Source organism: Thioclava sp. GXIMD4216, assembly GCF_037949285.1.
Lineage (GTDB): Bacteria > Pseudomonadota > Alphaproteobacteria > Rhodobacterales > Rhodobacteraceae > Thioclava > Thioclava litoralis.
The window spans coordinates 231,246-249,276 of record NZ_CP149927.1 but is presented as its reverse complement, the minus strand read 5'-3'; the positions used below and the strand labels follow the sequence as shown (position 1 = coordinate 249,276).

Below are 18,031 nucleotides of genomic sequence, written 5' to 3'. Positions count from 1 at the left end.
CGCCCTCACTCTGCGGCTTTTGTCTCGCAGCGCCCTGCCATTGTCTCGGCACGCAAGCCGAGCTTGGCAAACAGGACCGCATCCTTGTCCTCTTCGGGATTTTCTGCCGTCAGCAGGGTCTCGCCCACAAAGATCGAATTCGCACCCGCCAGGAAACACAAGGCCTGCATCTCGTCGCTCATCTCGCTGCGCCCTGCCGAAAGCCGCACATAGGAGGCCGGCATCATGATCCGTGCCGTCGCGATCAGCCGCACGAAGTCGATCGGGTCCACCGGCTTGGCCTCTGCCAAGGGCGTATCCGCCTGCGGCATCAGCATATTGACCGGCACGGAATCGGGCGCAGGGTTCAAATTGGCCAGCGTGACCAGCATATCGACGCGGTCCTGCGCATGCTCGCCCATCCCCAGAATACCGCCCGAGCAGACTTTGATCCCCGCCTCTTTCACGCGATTGAGGGTGTCGATCCGGTCAGCGAAACTACGCGTGGTGATCACCTCGGGATAATAGCGCTCGGAGGTGTCGATATTATGGTTATAATAATCGAGACCGGCATCGCGCAGGCGGATCACCTGACTGTCATCCAGCATACCAAGCGTCATACAGGTTTCCATACCCAGACCGCGCACCCCTTCGACCATCGCCACAAGGGCGTCCATGTCGCGCTCTTTGGGCTCGCGCCATGCCGCCCCCATGCAAAACCGCGTGGCCCCTCCGTCACGCGCCTTGCGGGCCGCGCTGAGAACACGCTCCACCTCGATCATCTTCGAAGCGGAAAGCTGCGAGCCGTTCCGCGCCGATTGCGAACAATAGGCGCAATCCTCGGCACAGCCGCCGGTTTTTATCGATAGAAGGCGGGAAGTCTGGATCTGGTTAGGATCGAAATTCTCCCGATGCACCGATTGAGCGCGAAAAAGGAGATCCATAAGCGGCATATCATAAAGAGACTTTGCGGCCTGGCTGGTCCAAGTGCTGGCTGTAGTAGACATTATCGACAAAAACCCAATATTTCATATCTCGTAAATTTATTATCGATATTATGAAAGGCATCAAGCCCTATTCTTGCCCTGCGCCAGACAAGCCTAGCAACCAGCGCCTAACCTCCTACAGGAAAAAGAAAAAACGTTACGTCCGCCCCGCAATCCGCGCGGACCAAAGGCAAAAGCGCATAAAAACGCCCCCGCGAGGGAGTGTCGCGGGGGCGGGCTCGCCCTGCGGCATAGGGACCGCAAGACAAAACGGATGGATCAGGCCGCTTCGGGCTGACGCCAGCGCGGGAAGGGGTCGGGCAGGTCGGCCCAGCGATGCGGCGGGCACTCTTCGGGGTCGACAAGGGCCGCATCAAGCGCCTTGGTGATCCCCTCCTTGTCGAGCCCCGCCCCGATAAACACCAGTTCCTGACGGCGGTCGCCATAGGGTTCGGCCCAGTGATGTTCGAGATATTGCCGCGCGCTGGGGCTGTCGGGCCAGCGATCTTGCGGCACCGATGCCCACCAGATCCCCATCGGGCGCACCGCCGAAAGCGCCCCCGCCAGCGAGAACTCCGCCAGCCAGTCGGGGCGGGTCGCAAGCCAGAAATGGCCTTTTGCACGGATCACCCCCCGCAGCGGCCCGTTCAGCGCATCATGGATGCGTTGCGGATGGAAGGGCAAACGCGCGCGATACACGAAAGAGGACACGCCATATTCCTCGGTTTCCGGCACATGATCGGCAAAACCATACAGCTCTTTCGCCCAGAGCGGGTGGTCATGCGCGGTGTCGAAATCGAACAGGCCCGTGTCGAGAATACGCTCGGGCGCAACCTGCGAATGGTCCGTCTCGATGATCTGCGCATCAGGGTTCAGCGAGGTGATGATCTTGCGCGCCGCATCCACCTTGGCAGGCCCCGCATCGCTGACCTTGTTCAGCACCACCACATCCGCGAACTCGATCTGGTCAACCAGCAGGTCGACAATCCGCCGCTCGTCGCCCTCGCCCAGACTTTCGCCGCGATCGGCGATGAAATCATGGCTGGAATAGTCGTTCAGCAGGTTGGCCGCATCGACCACGGTCACCATCGTATCAAGCCGCGCCACATCCGAGAGGCTGTCGCCGTTTTCATCGCGGAACTCGAAAGTCGCCGCCACAGGCAGCGGCTCGGCGATACCGGTGCCTTCGATCAGCAGATAATCGAAACGCTTTTCTTCCGCGAGACGGCGCACCTCGGCCAGAAGATCGTCACGCAGGGTGCAGCAGATGCAGCCATTCGTCATCTCGACGAGCTTCTCCTCGGCATGGCTCAGCTCTGCCCCGCCCGAACGCACCAGATCGGCGTCGATATTCACCTCGGACATATCATTCACGATCACCGCCACACGGCGGCCTTCGCGATTGTTCAGGATCGCATTCAGCAATGTCGTTTTTCCGGCGCCCAGAAAACCTGAAAGCACCGTGACCGGCAAGCGGGTATCTTCGACTGACATGGTAGGCCCATCCTTTATGTCATCTTTTGTTATGTTATACTATAACAAATCATATCCTGTCACAGAGTGCAAGAGGCCATATGACCGGCGCCCACCCTATCTGTATCGCGCCACCAAGAGAAAAACTCCTCCGACGGCTGGACCTGTCGGGATCTTTGACCTAGCCTGCCCCTATCGACCGAGTGGCAACTAGGGTTCCGGGCGCGATGCGCCGTCAGCGACCGAGCGTTGCAGAGACCGGAGGCCATATCCTCTGGCTGCACCCGAGGGATAAAATCCCAGAGGCGGAGACGTCGAGATCAACCAACGCCCGAGCACGTCTTCGGGCGCATGAAGGGGGTCTCCATGACGCTATCTGCCATTCTTCTGGTGCTCTGCGCCGCTTTTCTTCACGCGGGCTGGAATTTGCTGGCAAAACGGGCGGCTCAGGCCGGACCGGTTTTCGTGCTGGCCTATTCGGCCTGCGCCTGCCTGATCTACACGCCTTGGGTGGTTTGGATTTTCTGGCGCAGCCACATTGCGGAAAGCGCCGCAGGCCTTGATGCCACCGGCCCGAGCCTCACGGGGCTACTGGTGATGGTGGCCAGCGGGCTGATCCATCTGGCCTATAATCTCTGCCTGCAACAAGGTTATGCCAAGGCCGATCTGTCGGTCGTCTATCCGGTCGCCCGCGGGACGGGGCCGCTTGTGTCGGTGCTCGGGGCGTTTGTTCTGCTGCAAGAGCCTGCCAGCCTCACGGGCATCGCGGGGATGCTCTGCGTGGTGACGGGGATCGTGCTGATCGCGTCACAAGGACGGCTGGCGATGTTCTGGCGACCGGAGGGGCGGACGGGCCTGCTTTGGGGGCTGCTCACCGGCAGCCTGATTGCCTGCTACACCCTGACCGATGCGACCGCCGTCAAGCTGCTGGGGGTGGCACCTGTCCTGCTGGAATGGGTGTGCAACCTGATGCGCGTGGCCATGCTGGCCCCTCTGGCCCTGAAAAACCGCCATCTTGCAGGTCAGCGCATGCAGGGGCACTGGCGACGGGCAGCGGCCATCGGGCTCTTTTCGCCACTGGCCTATATTCTGGTGCTCACCGCCATCGCGCATGGGGCACCGCTCAGCCTCGTGGCCCCGCTGCGCGAAAGCTCGATGATGGTCGGGGCCTTGCTGGGGATGGTACTGCTGAAAGAGGCTGTCGGTCCGGCACGTCTGGCAGGATGCGCCATTCTGGTGCTGGGGGTCGTCCTGCTCTCGGGCAGCTAGGCTCGCCTGCGCAAAGCTGGTATGGGCGGAACCACCGATGATGATGAAAGGATGTCCCCATGATCGCCCCCACCGCCTCTTTCAAAGACAATCTGGCGCTTTTGCCACCCATCGACGGGCTGAGCCATATCGAATTGCTGGATGCGACAGGGACGGTTCTGGCCCGCATCGAGAACAAGCCGGGCAAACAGGGCTCGCTTGCCGTCTATCACTATCTCGCCCAGATGTTCGGGGCGCTGGATGCACAGGCCGCAACCTACGCCATCGCGCTTTTTGCCGAACATAGCCTTGATGCCAAGGCCCGCCCCGGGGCGCATCCCAATATCGACCGGCTGTTCGAGATCACCCAAGGAGCGCCCGCGCAGACGCTGCGCGTGGTCGCCAAGGTCTAGACATAAAACGCCCCTCCCCGCCAAGCGCGCGGGAAGGGGCGGCCATAGGGCGATGGCTCAGCCAACCAGCGCGGCGTCGTCACGCTTGACCGCGATCACGGTCGAACGCGGCAGGCCGCTGTCCGAAGGCCAGCTTCCGCCGGGGTGCTGGATGCCGACAAACATCGTGCGGCGGTCTGCCGACCAGCACAGGCCGGTGATCTCGCAGCCCGTCGGGCCGGTCAGGAAGCGCGCAATCTCGCCGGTGACGGGATCGCCCGCAAGTTGCTGGTTGTTGCCCATGCCTGCGAAATCACCTTCATTGCTGTCTTCGCCATCGGTCTGGATCCACAACAGGCCCGCGCTGTCGAAGGTCATCCCGTCGGGCGAGTTGAACATATTGCCCTGCGTGACATTTTTCGAGCCGGCATAGGCATCGCCATGCACGGTCGGGTTGCCCGCCATCACGAACAGATCCCATCTGAACGTATCCTTCGCATGGTCATCCTCGTCGGGATACCAGCGTACGATCTGGCCGTAATGGTTGGCCTGACGCGGGTTCGGACCACCAACGGGGGTCTCGTCACCACCGGCATTGGGCTTCACACCACGGTTCTTGTTATTGGTCAGGCAGCAATAGGCCTCGACCGCATAGGGGTTGACGGCGATCCATTCGGGACGGTCCATCGTGGTCGCGCCCAGCTTCGAGGCCGCCTGACGCGCAAAGATCAGCATCTCGGCCTTGTCCATGCCGGTGCTCTCCGGCGTCAGCGCCATCCATTCGCCGGTCTGGTCATCATTGAACTTGGCCACATAAAGCGTGCCGTCATCCAGAAGACCATCCGTCGGCTGACCCGCGACATAGGGGTTGGTCGACACGTAGCGATACAGGAACTCGCCGCGCTCGTCATCGCCCAGATACACCACCACACGCCCGTCGGGCGCCAGCGTCACCTCGGCGTTCTCGTGCTTGAAACGGCCCAGAGCGGTGCGTTTGACCGGCGTGCTATCGGGATTGGTCGGGTCGATCTCGACCACCCAGCCGAAGCGATGCGGCTCGTTGGGGTTATGCGAAAGATCGAAGCGCGCATCGAATTTCTCGTAGCCATACTGGCTTTCGTCTGCCAGCCCGTACCGTTCGTAACCGGCCTGCACCAGATCCGACAGCCCCTCGGCCTTGCCACCGAAATAGCCGTTAAAGTTTTCCTCGCAGGTCAGATAGGTGCCCCACGGGGTTTTGCCCGCCCCGCAATTTCCCATCGTGCCCAGCACATTCCGGCCCTCGGCATCCGCAGCCGTCTGCAACAGCGCATGACCCGCTGCCGGACCGGACATGGTCATCGGCGCATTGTGATGCAGACGGCGATTGAAGCGCGATCCCTTGACCGGCGCGAAACCGCCCTGCCCTTCGGCGATTTCCATCACCGTGACACCTTGGAAATTCTGCAGCATCCGCACATCCTCAGCCGATTGCGGCACGCCGTCCTTGGTGTGGGGAAGGTTGGTTTCGGGGTTCACATATTCATTGTTCACGGCAAGGATCTCGTGCCCGCCGATCTGGAAGGTCTCCATACCGTCGGTATTCTCGCCAAAGACCTTATCGGAGTCTGCCAGCGACACACCTGTGGTGGCCTCGAACCCGCGCACATCCTCGAACAGGGCATCGCCCCAGCTGACCATCGGCTTCCAGTTCCAGCCCTCGGGGACGTGGACGGTCATATCGGTCTGCGCGTCAATCGGCGTGAAAGGGAAGCGCGACACGGCCTGCGCCTGTGCCGAGGTCGAATTCAGAAGCCCCGCCCCCATCGCGACCGCGCCCGAACCAAAGGCTACGATCCCGCTCAGGAAACCACGGCGCGAGATTGCGCGTTCGACAACACGGTCGAAGTCATTCTCTTCCGGACGGGGGAAATGCAGCTCGTCCCATTCATCTGCGGGCATCTTGTGTGGCGGCAGCTTGCTCATCTTGGCGATCCTCAAAGGTAATTCGTGAGCAAGGAGTTAATGAGCCCATGAAAAAGTTTCGTGACAGTCCGGACAAGAAATTGCGACACGCGTGCCGCGGGAATGCTGTGAGCGCTGACAGAAGTATTTTGCGATTTATGTAGAAAAAATCTTGACTTGTCAGCCAAAGCCCCCAAATCTTGCGATGACATGGTGGGCAGAGGTTGTGCCCCGCGCCAAAGATCAAGCAAACCACTTGCTCAGGCGGCATGTCAGGTAAGGTTCCGATTGCGCCGCATTCCGGCCCCGTTCGGGCATTTACCGCCTGTGTCAGAAACATCTTTCGGGATGAACGGCACATTGTTCTCCGGCCCGCCAGCTTGGAAAATTCATGAAACTGTCATGGATTTGTTTCCAATTTGGAAAGTTTCGGGGCGCATACTCTTCTCGTCCTCCCTCTGCAACCTGCAGGAAGACGAAACACACTAAGCTTGCTTTACGAGCATATAATAAAAAAAGGAAATCCGAATGGGATTGAAACTGACTGAACTGAACAACCATCGCGCCAGCGGCGAACTCGATGGACAACCTTTCGAACTGATCGTCGAAAACGGTCAATACTATGTGCGTATCACATCGGAAGACGCAGCCACCGGCACGGACTGGACGCTTGCAGATACCTTTGTGGCCCCCGCATCCGCCCGTAAGGGCGTGGCAGATCGCGTCCGCTCCTATGCCTATGCAGCGACCGCGAAATACCGCCAGTTCCAGCGCTTCGGCACGATCTGAAGCTCTGGCTGAGCCTCTGGTTTTTTCCAGACAGGATTGACCAGCCCTAGCAGAGCGGCCTTGTCTGACACCGCCACGCTCGGGCTTTGGTCCGCCATTCCCCCGCGCCAATTCCCGTGCCAAGACCGCCACGGCTTGGCGCTGCGGCCCGCGGGACAGACGGCCTGCGCCTGATACCCCGTTTCCTCCGCATTTCCTCCGGCCCTACCCGAGATCGCCACAGCCCCGCACGTGGTCCGGTTCCATCCGGTCGGGAAAGCTCTTGCCGCCAGCCGCATTCGGGGCTGGCTTTTCCACATCCGGTTCCTGTCGCCCCAATGCGGCAGACCGGGAGATGAAACCATCTCCCGGCCCGTCGGAGGTACCACTTAAAGGAAACATCCCGGGCGGAGGACCCGGAACATACACTCAGTATGCAGCTTCGAGGATGGCAATCACCTCCTGCAACGAGGCCTTGCGCGGATTGGTCAGCATGCAGGCATCCTTCTGGGCATTCTGCGCCATCAGCTCGAAATCTTCCCGCTTCACGCCCAGCTCTTCCAGTCCGGACGGAATCCCGACCGACACCGTTAGATCACGGATGGCATCAAGGCCGGCCCGCGCGGCAGTCATATCATCCATGCCTTCGGTATTGACCCCGAGCAGTTGCGCGATCTGCGCATAGCGTTTCGGAGCCGCGATCAGGTTGAAGGCGCAGACATGCGGCAGAAGCACCGCGTTACACACGCCGTGAGGCAGGTTGTAAACGCCCCCCAACTGGTGTGCGATGGCATGGACATAGCCCAGCGAGGCGTTATTGAAGGCCATACCCGCAAGGAACTGCGCGTAGGTCATCGCGTCACGGGCCTCGATATTCTGGCCATTGGCCACCGCCGGACGCAGATATTCGGAAATCAGCTTGATCGCCTTTTCCGCGCAGGCATCGGTGATGGGGTTGGCTTCCGTCGAGACGAAGGCCTCGATCGAGTGGGTCAGCGCGTCCACACCCGTGGCCGCCGTCAACGCGGCAGGCTTGCCTTCCATCAGGCGCGGATCGTCAATCGCGATCAGCGGCGTGCAGCGCCAGTCGACAATCGCCATTTTCACATGCGTATCGGAATTGGTGATGATGCAGAAGCGGGTCATCTCGGCGGCGGTGCCCGCCGTGGTGTTGACCGAGATCAGCGGCGTCATCGTCACCGTGCTCTTGTCGATCCCCTCGTAATCGCGGATATGGCCACCGCCCGCAGTCACCAGCCCGACGCCTTTGGCGCAGTCATGGGCCGAGCCGCCCCCGAGCGAGACGATAAAATCACATGCCCCGCCCTGATAGGCCTTGACCCCGTCATGCACATTGAGATCGGTCGGGTTGGGTTCGGCCCCGTCAAAAACCACGGTCTCGATACCGACCTCGCCCAGTTGCCGGACGATCTGGTCGGCAATACCAGCGGCGACGATCCCCTTATCGGTCACTAAAAGCGCCTTCTTATAGCCAAAGGCCTTCGCGCGCGGGCCAACCTCGGCCGAAACACCCGGGCCGATCAGACTGACATTCGGAATGAAAAAGCTATAGGTGCGATCCGCAAGCTGCTTGAAAGACATAAATTTCTCCTCCCAGAGATTTTGCAAGGCGGCATGGGTCCTCCCCGCCTCAGGGGTTATTTTATGTTATAACGTAACCAATTTGAGCAACCCGATTTCCGGCATTTCAAAGCCCGAAAACCATACTCCCACCTGAAAACTGTCTCAGTTCCGAGACAGGGCGCGCGCAAGCACCCGCCTAGCGAAGGTCGAAACTGGTGATGGCTAAAGCGGTGCCCGGGGTCATGGCGGCCTCGGCAAGCGGCATCACATCCTTGGCCAGATGGCCCAACTTGCCGCGCAAGGCCGCCAGAGGTTCATCGCTGGCCAGTGCCAGCACCAGATAGGAAGTGTCGCGCGCCGGACCGACCCGTGTCACCGGCACCGCGAAATCGGCGCGATTCTCGCCAAAAAGACTGAAGCGCTGCAGATCCTGCACAACACCATTGGTGTCCACCAGCATCAGCACGACATACCGGCCCGAAGTGCCGCGCACCCCGCCCCGCAACCAGCCACCGCTTGCCGTCGTACTGGCCTCAAGCGAGACCCCAAGACGTGTCGCGGGGTAGTTCGGGCTATGGGCCACGAAATCGAGCGCCGCGCATTGACGCGGGTCGACAAGACGCCGCGTCTGCACAAGCGGGGCATCCCCGGTGCCGAACCCTTTGGACAGGGCGGCGCCATATTGCTCCATGAGGGTTTCCGAGGCGCCCAGCATTTCCAGCCCGAGCCCGCCCTGCAAGGTCCGCCGCGGCAGGGCCACCACGCAGTCGGGCTGCGGGGTCTCGCGGATTTTGCGGATCAGGTCGCCCGCAGCCAGGTCGATGGCCCGCGCGGCAACCGCCCCTGTCCCGTCAGGCCCGACCGTTTCGGCGGCATTCCCTGCGCCGCTGGGCTCTTGTGCCACATCCGGATCGGACGAGGGTTCGGGATCTTCCGCCCGCGACAACGCCGGATCTGCAGCCCCGTCCTGCGGCACGGGCAATGCAACTTCCGGCTCTGGCGCAGCAGGCGCCACAGCCGCCCCGCCCGCCCCCACGGCTTCGCCTTCGGCTGGCAACAAAGGCGACGTCCGCGAGGCAGGTTCCGCCAAAGCAACCGGCGGATCTTCGGGGGTCTGCTGTGTCTCTGGCGGCACTTTGACGGCATCCGGTCCCGTTTCAGGACCCGTTTCCGGCCCAATATCCGGCACATTCTCGGGCTCTGCCTCAGGAGACGGCGTGTCCTCGGGCGACTCCGGCATCGCGGTCAGCGCGGTCTCGGGCAAAGGCGGCGATACGGCGGCGGGGTCGGTCGCAGGCATGGGAGCGACCTCGGGCATGGCGCCCTTCTCGGGGTCGGGCAGGCGCGTGCCCGCACCGGCATTGCCATTGGCGATCCCGTTGGAAAGGGACATCCCCGCCAGAGTATCGGTGTCCAGCCGCTGCAAACTGATCGTGAAGGCGGGCTCGGGCGTATCGGGCGCAGGCGCGGGCGCATAGGTCAGCGCCCACCAAAGCCCGCCCAAAGCCATGCCATGTAGGCCCAGAGCCGCCACACCGGCCCAAGCCCAATCGCGATAGACCCAGCCCCTGTTTCCGCCGGAAGAATAAGGCAGATAGCTCATGGCTGCGGCCCCGCCTCCGGTTGACTATGGACCGTCACCAGCACGATGTCATGGCCGCTCAGCCCCGGCAGTGCCAGCAGCGAGGTCAGCTCGAAGGCGGGCGCGGTCTTGTCGATCAGCACATACACATCCCCGACAGGCGCAAGCGCGTTGCCAAGCGCGTCGGGCGTCACCGGCGCATCATCCAGATACAGCCCGCCATCGGGACGTTTTTCCAGCAGCGGTTTCGGCAGTTGCGTCACCGCCAGATCGGTGGTCTGCGACAGGCTGACGCTGCTGGGCGCCGCGCGGTTGAACAGCGCCCCAGTGGCCAGAAAGAACATGATAAGCAGCAGCACCACATTGACGATTGCCAAAGCCATATCGGGCTTTTCACGCGCGGGGGCAGGCGGCAGAAGCGGGGGTTTGCGCGCCATCAGCGACCACCTTCCGCATCAATGGCCAGCCGCACATTCTGCAGCCCCTGCGCGTGCAACCGCGCCATAACGGTCACCACATCCTGCACATGCGCCTCGGCGCGCGCCACCAGAACGACATCCGGCACCGGTTCTTGCTGCGCCAGCGCCTGTGCGAGAGCGTCGATCTGGGCGAAGGGGAAATGCTGGCCATTGGTCTCGACATCGCCCGCGCCGATACGCCAGAGCTGCTGGTCCTGATCACGACCTCGCGCCGGTTGCGCTCCCCCCTGCCCCGTGCCGGATGCGGTCATGGTCTGGCCACCCACCCCCGAGGCACCGCTGAGCCCCAGCAGCGAATAGGGCGTCAAGCCCGAAGACAGCATGAAGAAGATCAGAAGCTGGAACATCGTATCCGCCAGAGGCGTCAGCGCCACGCGACGCGTGCGGCGCGGCGGAGGCGGCAGAAGGGGACGGGCCGCACACATCGGGCCTTATCCCTTATGCGCCGGATCAACCCGCCCGTAGATCGCCGCGGAGATCAGCGCCTCGGCCATGATCCGTTCCTGATCGATGCGGCTTTCGAACCATGTGGTGATGAAACTTGCCACCAGCGCCAGAGCCAGCCCCGCCGCCGTGGTCGTCAGCGCCGTCCAGATCCCTCCGGCAAGGCTGGCCGGATCGGCCATCCCCTGCGTGGCCGACAGCGTGGCGAAGGCGTCGATCATGCCCAGCACCGTGCCCAGAAGCCCCAGCATCGGGGCCGATTGCACACAGATATCAAGGAAGCGCATGTACCGCCCCATCCGCGCCAGTTCGACAAGCGCGGTCTGGCGCCCCAGCTCTTCGGCAAATCCGGTATCGCCCGGGCGGGCCTGAAGCCCCGAGATCACTCCGGCCAGAATACGCCCCAGCACGGTCTTCTGGGTGCGCGCGGCGGTAACCGCCTCGTTGACGCGCCCCGCAAGCCACAGATCCAGCGCGGCCTCTGCCTTATGCCCCCCGCCGACGCCCATCTTGCGGAATTGCGCCAGTTTGCGAAGGGCCACCGTCAGCATGGCCAGAGACAACAGTCCCAAAGCCGCAAAAACAGCGAGTGAAAGCGGAGAAAGAAGCTGTGACATGGAAACCTTGTCAAAATCAAATCGAAATAGGTATGGCAGGGATCTGGCACAAAGGCCCGAACGTCTCTGTGCCGACCTATCATAAGCTATAGTAACATGGCCAGCCCGATCCGCCGCAGAGCGCCGATCGGCTTCCTGTCTCTGCCGCTTGCTCTTCGCACATCATGTCTGACACTTGCGCAAAAGCCGCCCATAGGTAGCCGTCCTGTCTGTCGCGAGGCGCAGATCATGGCGGCCTTGGGCTTAGACACGCGCCACGGTCCAATCAGCGGGAGAGTGCATGGCGGCAAACTCCGGATCAGCCAGACCCAGCTTGGGCAGCAAAAGCTGATAGGTTCTGGCCTCCCCTATAGGACTAGGCACGCGGCATCAGGCGTCCAGAACACAACCGAAACACGAACCGCACGGATGCCACCACGCGGAGGATCCGCCGCGACGATTGACAGTTTCTATCCTATATGTCTGACTGGCTTATGATTTTAAGAACCAGGTAGCGCAAAATGTCATTTGATACGGCTGAGGAACACACGCGCGGCCAAGTCGCGTTGGAGCTTGACGTCGCGCAGAAAGTGAATTTCGCATCCTCCCAGAATGGCGTTTCCGTGCTGAAGAACGTTGCGCTGCAGAACCTGACAGATGTGCCGCTGGAGAAGCTGACCCTCGAGCTGTCCTGCAGCCCCGGATTGATCCGCCCGAAAATCTGGACGGTGGACCGGTTGATGCCCGGCCAAAATCAGCAGTTGCCTGACCTTGAAACGCCGCTTGATACGCAGCTCCTTGGGGGGCTCAACGAGGCGGAACGGGGCGAGTTGCGATTTGTCGTCAAACAGGATGGGGCGGCGCTGCTCGACGAATGCCATCCGATCGAGATGCTTGCACGTGACGAATGGGGCGGTGTTGGCGACATGGCGCATCTGCTGGCAGCTTTCGTCTCTCCGAATGATGCGGTCGTCGCAGCAGTCCTGAAAGACGCCGGGCGGCTGCTGGAAAGTGCTGGGCAGAGCGGCGCGATGAATGGCTATCAATCCGGCGACCCGTCCCGATCATGGATGCTGGCAGGGGCGATCTGGTCAGCGGTTACGGGTATGGGGCTGACTTATGCGGTACCGCCTGCAAGTTTCGAACTGAACGGCCAGAAGATCCGCGATCCCGGACGGATCAAATCCGAGGGTCTGGCGACCTGCCTCGACACGGCCCTCCTAGTGGCGGGCTGTTTCGAGGCAGCGGGCCTCAATCCGGTTATTCTTTTCTCCGAAGGCCACGCCTGGACCGGTGTCTGGCTGACCGAACGCGACTTCGGAAGCATCAGCGAGCCTGATGTGATGACAGTCCGCAAAGCCATCGAGGCGCGTGAATTCGTGGTCATGGAAACCACCTTGCTGACGCATCGGCCCAGCGTGGGATTCGAGCAGGCGGTTGATAAGGCGCGAGATCTTGTCTCGGAACGAAATGAACATAACTTTGTCATGGCGATCGACATCCGGCGGGCGCGGGCCGCGCGCATCCGCCCGCTTGCCAGCCATCGCTCCGCACCGGAGGCCGAAACCGAGGAGGTCGTTGCAAGTCCGGCGGCTTTGCCACGACCGCTTGATCTGGGGCTTCTGCCGGGCGAGCTGATCGAGGAGGCCGCCTCGACCCCTGCGGACCGGATCTCGCGCTGGCAACGCAAGCTGCTGGATCTGTCCTTGCGCAACCGGTTGTTAAACTTCAAAGACAGCAAGCAGACGCTTCCCTTGCTCTGTCCCGATGTCTCGGCGCTCGAGGACCAGCTGGCAGAGGGCAGGAAGTTCCGCGCGCTTGCGCTCAAGGACGAAGATCCGGTCGGCACGCGTGACCTTCTGGCAAAAGACGAGCCCAAGCTCCTTGAAGAAGTGGCGAAGGACGCGTTTGCCAAGGGCCAGATTGCGGTACCACTGACGGGCAAGGAAAGCGAGCGTCGGCTGCTGGAGTTGCACCGGCGAGCCAAGAGCGACATGCAGGAGGGCGGCACGAACACGCTGTTCCTTGCGGCAGGCTTCTTGCGCTGGAAAAAAACCGAAGGGGATACCCGCAGCTATCGGGCGCCGCTCCTTCTGGTGCCGGTGAAAATCTCGCGTAAGTCTGCCCAGTCGGAATTCGTGATCGAACATCACGAAGATGACGTGCGCTTCAACACCACGCTGCTGGAGTTCCTCAAGCGGGACTTCGACCTCAAGGTGCCCGAACTGGAGGGCGAACTGCCGCGCGACGAGAGTGGTTTCGACCTGCCGCGTATCTTCGAGATCATGCGCCGCAAGGTGCGCGATGTTGCGGGGTTCGAAGTGGTCGAGGATCTGGCGCTCTCGACCTTCTCTTTTGCCAAGTTCCTGATGTGGAAGGATCTGGTCGAGCGCACGGATGGCCTGCGTGAAAGCGCCTTGGTGAGGCACCTCGTCGACAACCCGACAGAACCGTTTCTGGCCGAAGGGGCGCCCGGGTTACCGGTTGCGGTTGATGTGGACCGCAGGCTTGCGCCGCGTGACCTGTTCACGCCGCTCCCTGCGGATTCCTCGCAGCTTGCAGCGGTTCTGGCCGCGCAGGAGGGGCATGATTTTGTCCTGATCGGTCCGCCGGGAACGGGCAAGAGCCAGACGATTGCCAATATCATTTCTCAATGCCTTGCCATGCAGAAGACCGTTCTCTTCGTGGCGGAGAAATCGGCCGCGCTGGATGTGGTGCAGCGGCGTCTCGCTTCGCACGGACTGGGCGATGCGGTGCTGGAGTTGCATTCCAACAAGGCCGACCGGAAATCGGTATTGGCGCAACTGGGCCGCAGCTGGGCGCGGGCGAGCAGTGCTTCTGAGGCCGAGTGGATCAGGGTGACAGATGACCTGACGGTCACCCGCGAACAGCTGAACGCCTATGTCGCGGCCTTGCATGCAAAGGGAACGCAAGGCTTCAGCGTGTTTCAGGCCATCGGAAAAGCCGCTGGTCCGGCACAACCGTTCAGCCTGTCTTTCGCCAATAAAGACGCGCATGATGCACAGAGCTACATGCATTTGCGAAAGCTGTCCGAGGCGCTTGGCCGCTGCCATGACATCATTGCAGGCCGTGCGCCGCTGCCGCTGATCGAGGCGGCGGAATGGTCTTTCGGCTGGCAGGCCGATCTTCTGGAGCGAGGCGCGAAACTGAGCCTCGCCACCCAAGAGCTGTCCGAGGCGGCAGAGGCGCTTGCGCATCAAGCGGGGCTGGCGTGGACAGGTGCGGGCGATACGTCAGAGCTTCAACCGCTTGTGCTTCTGTCGTCGATCCCCGAAAGCGGTGAGGATGTCAGCTGGTCGCTCAAGCGCGATGTCCGCGAGCTACAGGTTCAGACAGAGGCGCTTACGGAAAACCTTACCGCCTACAGGGACGCCGCCGCGCGGACGTCCGGGCGCTATCCGATGGATCGGCTGGACAGTATCCCGCTGGATCAGCTTGATGCCAACTGGCGGCTCGCGCAGACCAAGATGTGGCCGTTCTCGGCCTTTGCCAAATCTTCGGTTCGCAAGCTATTGCAGACCTATGCCGAGGGGGGCAGTGCCGATCCGCAGACCGATATCGTCGCTTTGGCCGATGCCAAACGTATCAGGGCCGGTATTGAAGCCACGCCACTCAACGGGTGTCCTGTGGTCAAAGGCGTGCAAACGGATACCGCACAGCTGAACGCATGGGTCGATCAAGCGCGCGCGTTACACGCGGCTATTGCCCAAGTCACGCCGATGGTCACCGATCCCGTTCGGTGGGATCTGGCCTGCCAGAGCCTTGCGAGGGAAAGCGGCGGCCTGAGAGACGCGATCACGTTCTTCCGGCACAGGCAGGGTGTGTGGAAGGAACATGCCGATGCCTTCGCGCAGATCGCGCAGGTATCGCCCGACGGTATGGCGCTATCCGATGTGCTGACAGCTTTGCAGGTCATTCAGGACAACAAGGCGCATCTACAGGACTGGACCCGTTGGGTCGAAATACGGGCGCAGGCCACGGGCGCGGGGCTTGAGGCGCTGGTTCTAGCTGTGGAAGAGGGGCAGATCGAGGACGATATCGAAGCTGCCTTCACCTCTGCCTATGCGGCGTGGTGGTTGCCTCAGGCCATGGATGCCCAGCCCGAGCTGCGCGGATTCTCCCACTGGTCGCATGAGGATGCGATCAAGCGCTTCAGGGAGCTGGATGATCGGGCGACCTCCATGGCGGCGGATCAGGTTCTCTCCCGCATCCAGCACGGGTTGCCCGCGCAAGATGCTGTCGCGCGCCGCTCGGAACTGGGCACATTGCGCCATCAGCTGGGGCTGCAACGGCCCAGCATGCCGATCCGGGAGCTGATCTCGGAAATGCCCGATGCCTTTACCAAGCTGGCGCCTTGCGTGCTGATGTCGCCGCTTTCCGTGGCGCAATATCTGCCTGCGGGACAGGCCGCCTTCGATGTGGTGATTTTCGATGAAGCCTCCCAGATCACCACTTGGGACGCGATCGGTGCGATCGCACGGGGCAAGCAGGCGATCATTGTCGGAGACCCGAAACAGTTGCCGCCTACGAATTTCTTCGGACGCAGCGATGCCGGAGAGGAGGATCTGCCGGAAACAGAGCGCGATCTGGCCTCCATTCTGGACGAGGTTGCAGCAGCAGGGGTTCCGACGCAGCAGCTTGACTGGCACTATCGCAGCCGAGACGAGGCGCTGATCGCCTTTTCCAACTGGCATTATTATGGCGGTCGACTGGTGACATTTCCCTCTCCGGCGACGGTGTCGGACGCGGTGCAACTGCATCAGGTGGATGGTGTCTACGGGCGGGGCATGGGACGGACCAACGAGTCAGAGGCCCGCGCGATTGTCCGCATGACGGTGCGCCGTCTCAACGAATGGCTGCGCTGGCCGGAAGAAGAGCGGCTGACGCTCGGGGTCATCACCTTCAATGCCGAACAACAGGGTCTGATCCTCGATCTTCTCGACGAGGAACGCCGCAAGAACCCCGATCTGGAATGGTTCTTCGAGGATGCGCGCGAAGAGCCGGTTATCGTGAAGAACCTCGAGAACATCCAAGGCGACGAGCGTGATGTCATGCTGTTCTCCATCACCTTCGGCCCCGATCATGCGGGCAAGCTCTCGATGGCTTTCGGGGCGCTCAACAGTGACGGCGGCGAAAAGCGTCTGAACGTTGCCGTCACGCGGGCCAGAGCCGAGCTGCATGTTTTCGCCTCGATCCGCGCGGACCAGATCGATCTGACCCGGACCAAAGCCATTGGCGTGAAACATCTCAAAGGCTTCCTCGATTTTGCGGCCCGCGGTCCGGTGGCACTTCCGGCGCAGGATGATGGCTCGCTTGGTCCGGTCGAGAATGTCTTCGAGGCCGCGATCAAGCTGGCGATCGAGGCCAAGGGATGGGAGTTGCGTCCGCAGATCGGCGTCTCAGGCTTCCGGATTGACCTTGGCGTTGTGCATCCCGATCACGCGGGCGTCTACCTTGCAGGGATCGAATGCGATGGCGCGACCTATCACGGCTCGGCCACAGCGCGGGACCGTGACAAGGTGCGGCAGGCGGTGCTGGAGAACCTTGGCTGGACGATCTTCCGGATCTGGTCGACCGACTGGTTCCGCAACCCTGCCACTGTGGTCGAGCGTATTCATGCCGCACTGAGCGCGCATCTCGAGGCGGATCGCGCCAGACGTGCGGAAGACGAGGCCGAGCGCGAGGCCAAGTTTGCGGAAACGACGGAGGAAGAAGACACGGACGTTGATGCGGACGAGAGTAACAAAATCGTCTCCGCCGAAACGCCGGTACCGCAAGAGGTCAGGACATCCCCCGCACCCGCCCGTCAGCCGCCGAAATTTGCCAGCGGCGCGCAGGCAGGTATCGTGGAGCCCAATGATGCGACCGAGATCATTCCCGATCCAAGCAGGTTCTATGATGCCGATTACATTCCCATTCTCGAAAAGATGATCGCGGAGATCGTCAGGCAAGAGGGACCTATGCCAGTGGCCTTACTCGGCAAGTGTGTGTCGGGGCGACATGGCTGGCAACGGACAGGACGGCGGATCTCCGAGCAAGTGTCCGCAGCTCTTGGCCATGTCGAAATATATCGCGAGGGAGACGTTGATTTCCTTTGGGTCTCCGGCACGAAGACCGACAGGCTGGCGTTCCGCGCGGGGACGGATCGCGCGATCCGGGACATTTCCCGGGCCGAAATCGCCGAACTTTACGAGCGCCACGCAACCGAGTTGAGCCGAAGCGAAGATCCGGTGCTCGATCTCGCCCGTTATGCAGGAATCGCGAGACTTTCGGCGGATGCGCGTTCGTATCTTCTGACATGCCTAGAATGGCAAAGGGCCACAAGGCTTTAAGGCCGCAGACCTTCGGGGAGGGTCCAGAACTTTGTGTATCGGCCCCGATCCGTGCGGTTTGGATGCAAGGGCGTCGAAGCGCCCGCCACAGGATGGCTAAAGGATTGCGCGGGTCTGTGGTGAACAGCAGTCCCGACATGCTGCAGCTTGGTGCAAATCGGCCGTAGAGTGGAAGGCATTGCGGCTTCAGGCACGGCCAAACC

General features: G+C 61.7%; 12 protein-coding genes. 4 read left to right on the top strand and 8 right to left on the bottom strand.

Annotation, left to right across the window (positions count from 1 at the left end):
* Positions 1 to 5 precede the first annotated feature (5 nt).
* Together bioB and WDB88_RS14460 are read right to left on the bottom strand one after the other, a co-directional pair.
* On the bottom strand, positions 6 to 986 hold the full coding sequence (gene bioB, locus WDB88_RS14465; protein WP_339109549.1) for a biotin synthase BioB: 981 nt from the start codon (positions 984 to 986) through the stop codon (positions 6 to 8).
* 258 nt (positions 987 to 1,244) lie between these two features.
* A complete protein-coding gene (locus tag WDB88_RS14460) occupies positions 1,245 to 2,459 on the bottom strand; it encodes a GTP-binding protein (RefSeq protein ID WP_339109548.1) in 1,215 nt (404 codons plus the stop codon).
* Positions 2,460 to 2,804: 345 nt separating this feature from the next.
* Here WDB88_RS14460 and WDB88_RS14455 point away from each other — a divergent pair, with 345 nt between their 5' ends.
* Both WDB88_RS14455 and WDB88_RS14450 read left to right on the top strand, forming a co-directional pair.
* Positions 2,805 to 3,707 (top strand): EamA family transporter, encoded by a 903-nt coding sequence (locus WDB88_RS14455; protein WP_339109547.1) that lies wholly within the window; start codon positions 2,805 to 2,807, stop codon positions 3,705 to 3,707.
* A 59-nt stretch (positions 3,708 to 3,766) separates the two neighbouring features.
* Positions 3,767 to 4,099 carry a DUF2322 family protein gene (locus WDB88_RS14450; RefSeq protein ID WP_339109546.1) on the top strand — a complete coding sequence of 111 codons (333 nt, stop codon included), beginning with the start codon at positions 3,767 to 3,769 and terminating at the stop codon, positions 4,097 to 4,099.
* A gap of 57 nt (positions 4,100 to 4,156) precedes the next feature.
* Here the strand turns inward: WDB88_RS14450 and WDB88_RS14445 are convergent, their stop codons facing one another.
* Complete coding sequence (locus WDB88_RS14445; RefSeq protein WP_330647202.1) at positions 4,157 to 6,043, bottom strand: PhoX family phosphatase; 1,887 nt, start codon at positions 6,041 to 6,043, stop codon at positions 4,157 to 4,159.
* Between the two features lie 507 nt (positions 6,044 to 6,550).
* On the opposite strand from WDB88_RS14445, the gene WDB88_RS14440 reads away from it, so the two are divergent.
* On the top strand, positions 6,551 to 6,811 hold the full coding sequence (locus tag WDB88_RS14440; RefSeq protein WP_330647203.1) for a hypothetical protein: 261 nt from the start codon (positions 6,551 to 6,553) through the stop codon (positions 6,809 to 6,811).
* Positions 6,812 to 7,219: 408 nt separating this feature from the next.
* On the opposite strand, the gene WDB88_RS14435 is transcribed toward WDB88_RS14440, so the two are convergent.
* The 5 genes from WDB88_RS14435 to WDB88_RS14415 all read right to left on the bottom strand — a co-directional run bounded on the left by WDB88_RS14435 (position 7,220) and on the right by WDB88_RS14415 (position 11,496).
* On the bottom strand, positions 7,220 to 8,392 hold the full coding sequence (locus tag WDB88_RS14435; protein WP_339109545.1) for an iron-containing alcohol dehydrogenase: 1,173 nt from the start codon (positions 8,390 to 8,392) through the stop codon (positions 7,220 to 7,222).
* A gap of 178 nt (positions 8,393 to 8,570) precedes the next feature.
* Entirely contained in the window at positions 8,571 to 9,977 is a 1,407-nt protein-coding gene (locus WDB88_RS14430; RefSeq protein ID WP_339109800.1) for a hypothetical protein, read from the bottom strand.
* A complete protein-coding gene (locus WDB88_RS14425; RefSeq protein WP_339109799.1) occupies positions 9,974 to 10,393 on the bottom strand; it encodes a biopolymer transporter ExbD in 420 nt (139 codons plus the stop codon). The genes WDB88_RS14430 and WDB88_RS14425 overlap by 4 nt, the downstream gene beginning before the upstream one ends.
* Complete coding sequence (locus WDB88_RS14420; protein WP_339109798.1) at positions 10,393 to 10,860, bottom strand: biopolymer transporter ExbD; 468 nt, start codon at positions 10,858 to 10,860, stop codon at positions 10,393 to 10,395. Before WDB88_RS14420 ends, WDB88_RS14425 begins: the two co-directional genes overlap by 1 nt.
* A gap of 6 nt (positions 10,861 to 10,866) precedes the next feature.
* Positions 10,867 to 11,496, bottom strand: a complete 630-nt coding sequence (locus WDB88_RS14415) for a MotA/TolQ/ExbB proton channel family protein (protein WP_330647208.1) — start codon at positions 11,494 to 11,496, stop codon at positions 10,867 to 10,869.
* Between the two features lie 500 nt (positions 11,497 to 11,996).
* Between WDB88_RS14415 and WDB88_RS14410 the strand changes: the two genes are divergently transcribed.
* Positions 11,997 to 17,828, top strand: a complete 5,832-nt coding sequence (locus WDB88_RS14410) for a DUF3320 domain-containing protein (protein ID WP_339109797.1) — start codon at positions 11,997 to 11,999, stop codon at positions 17,826 to 17,828.
* Positions 17,829 to 18,031 lie beyond the last annotated feature (203 nt).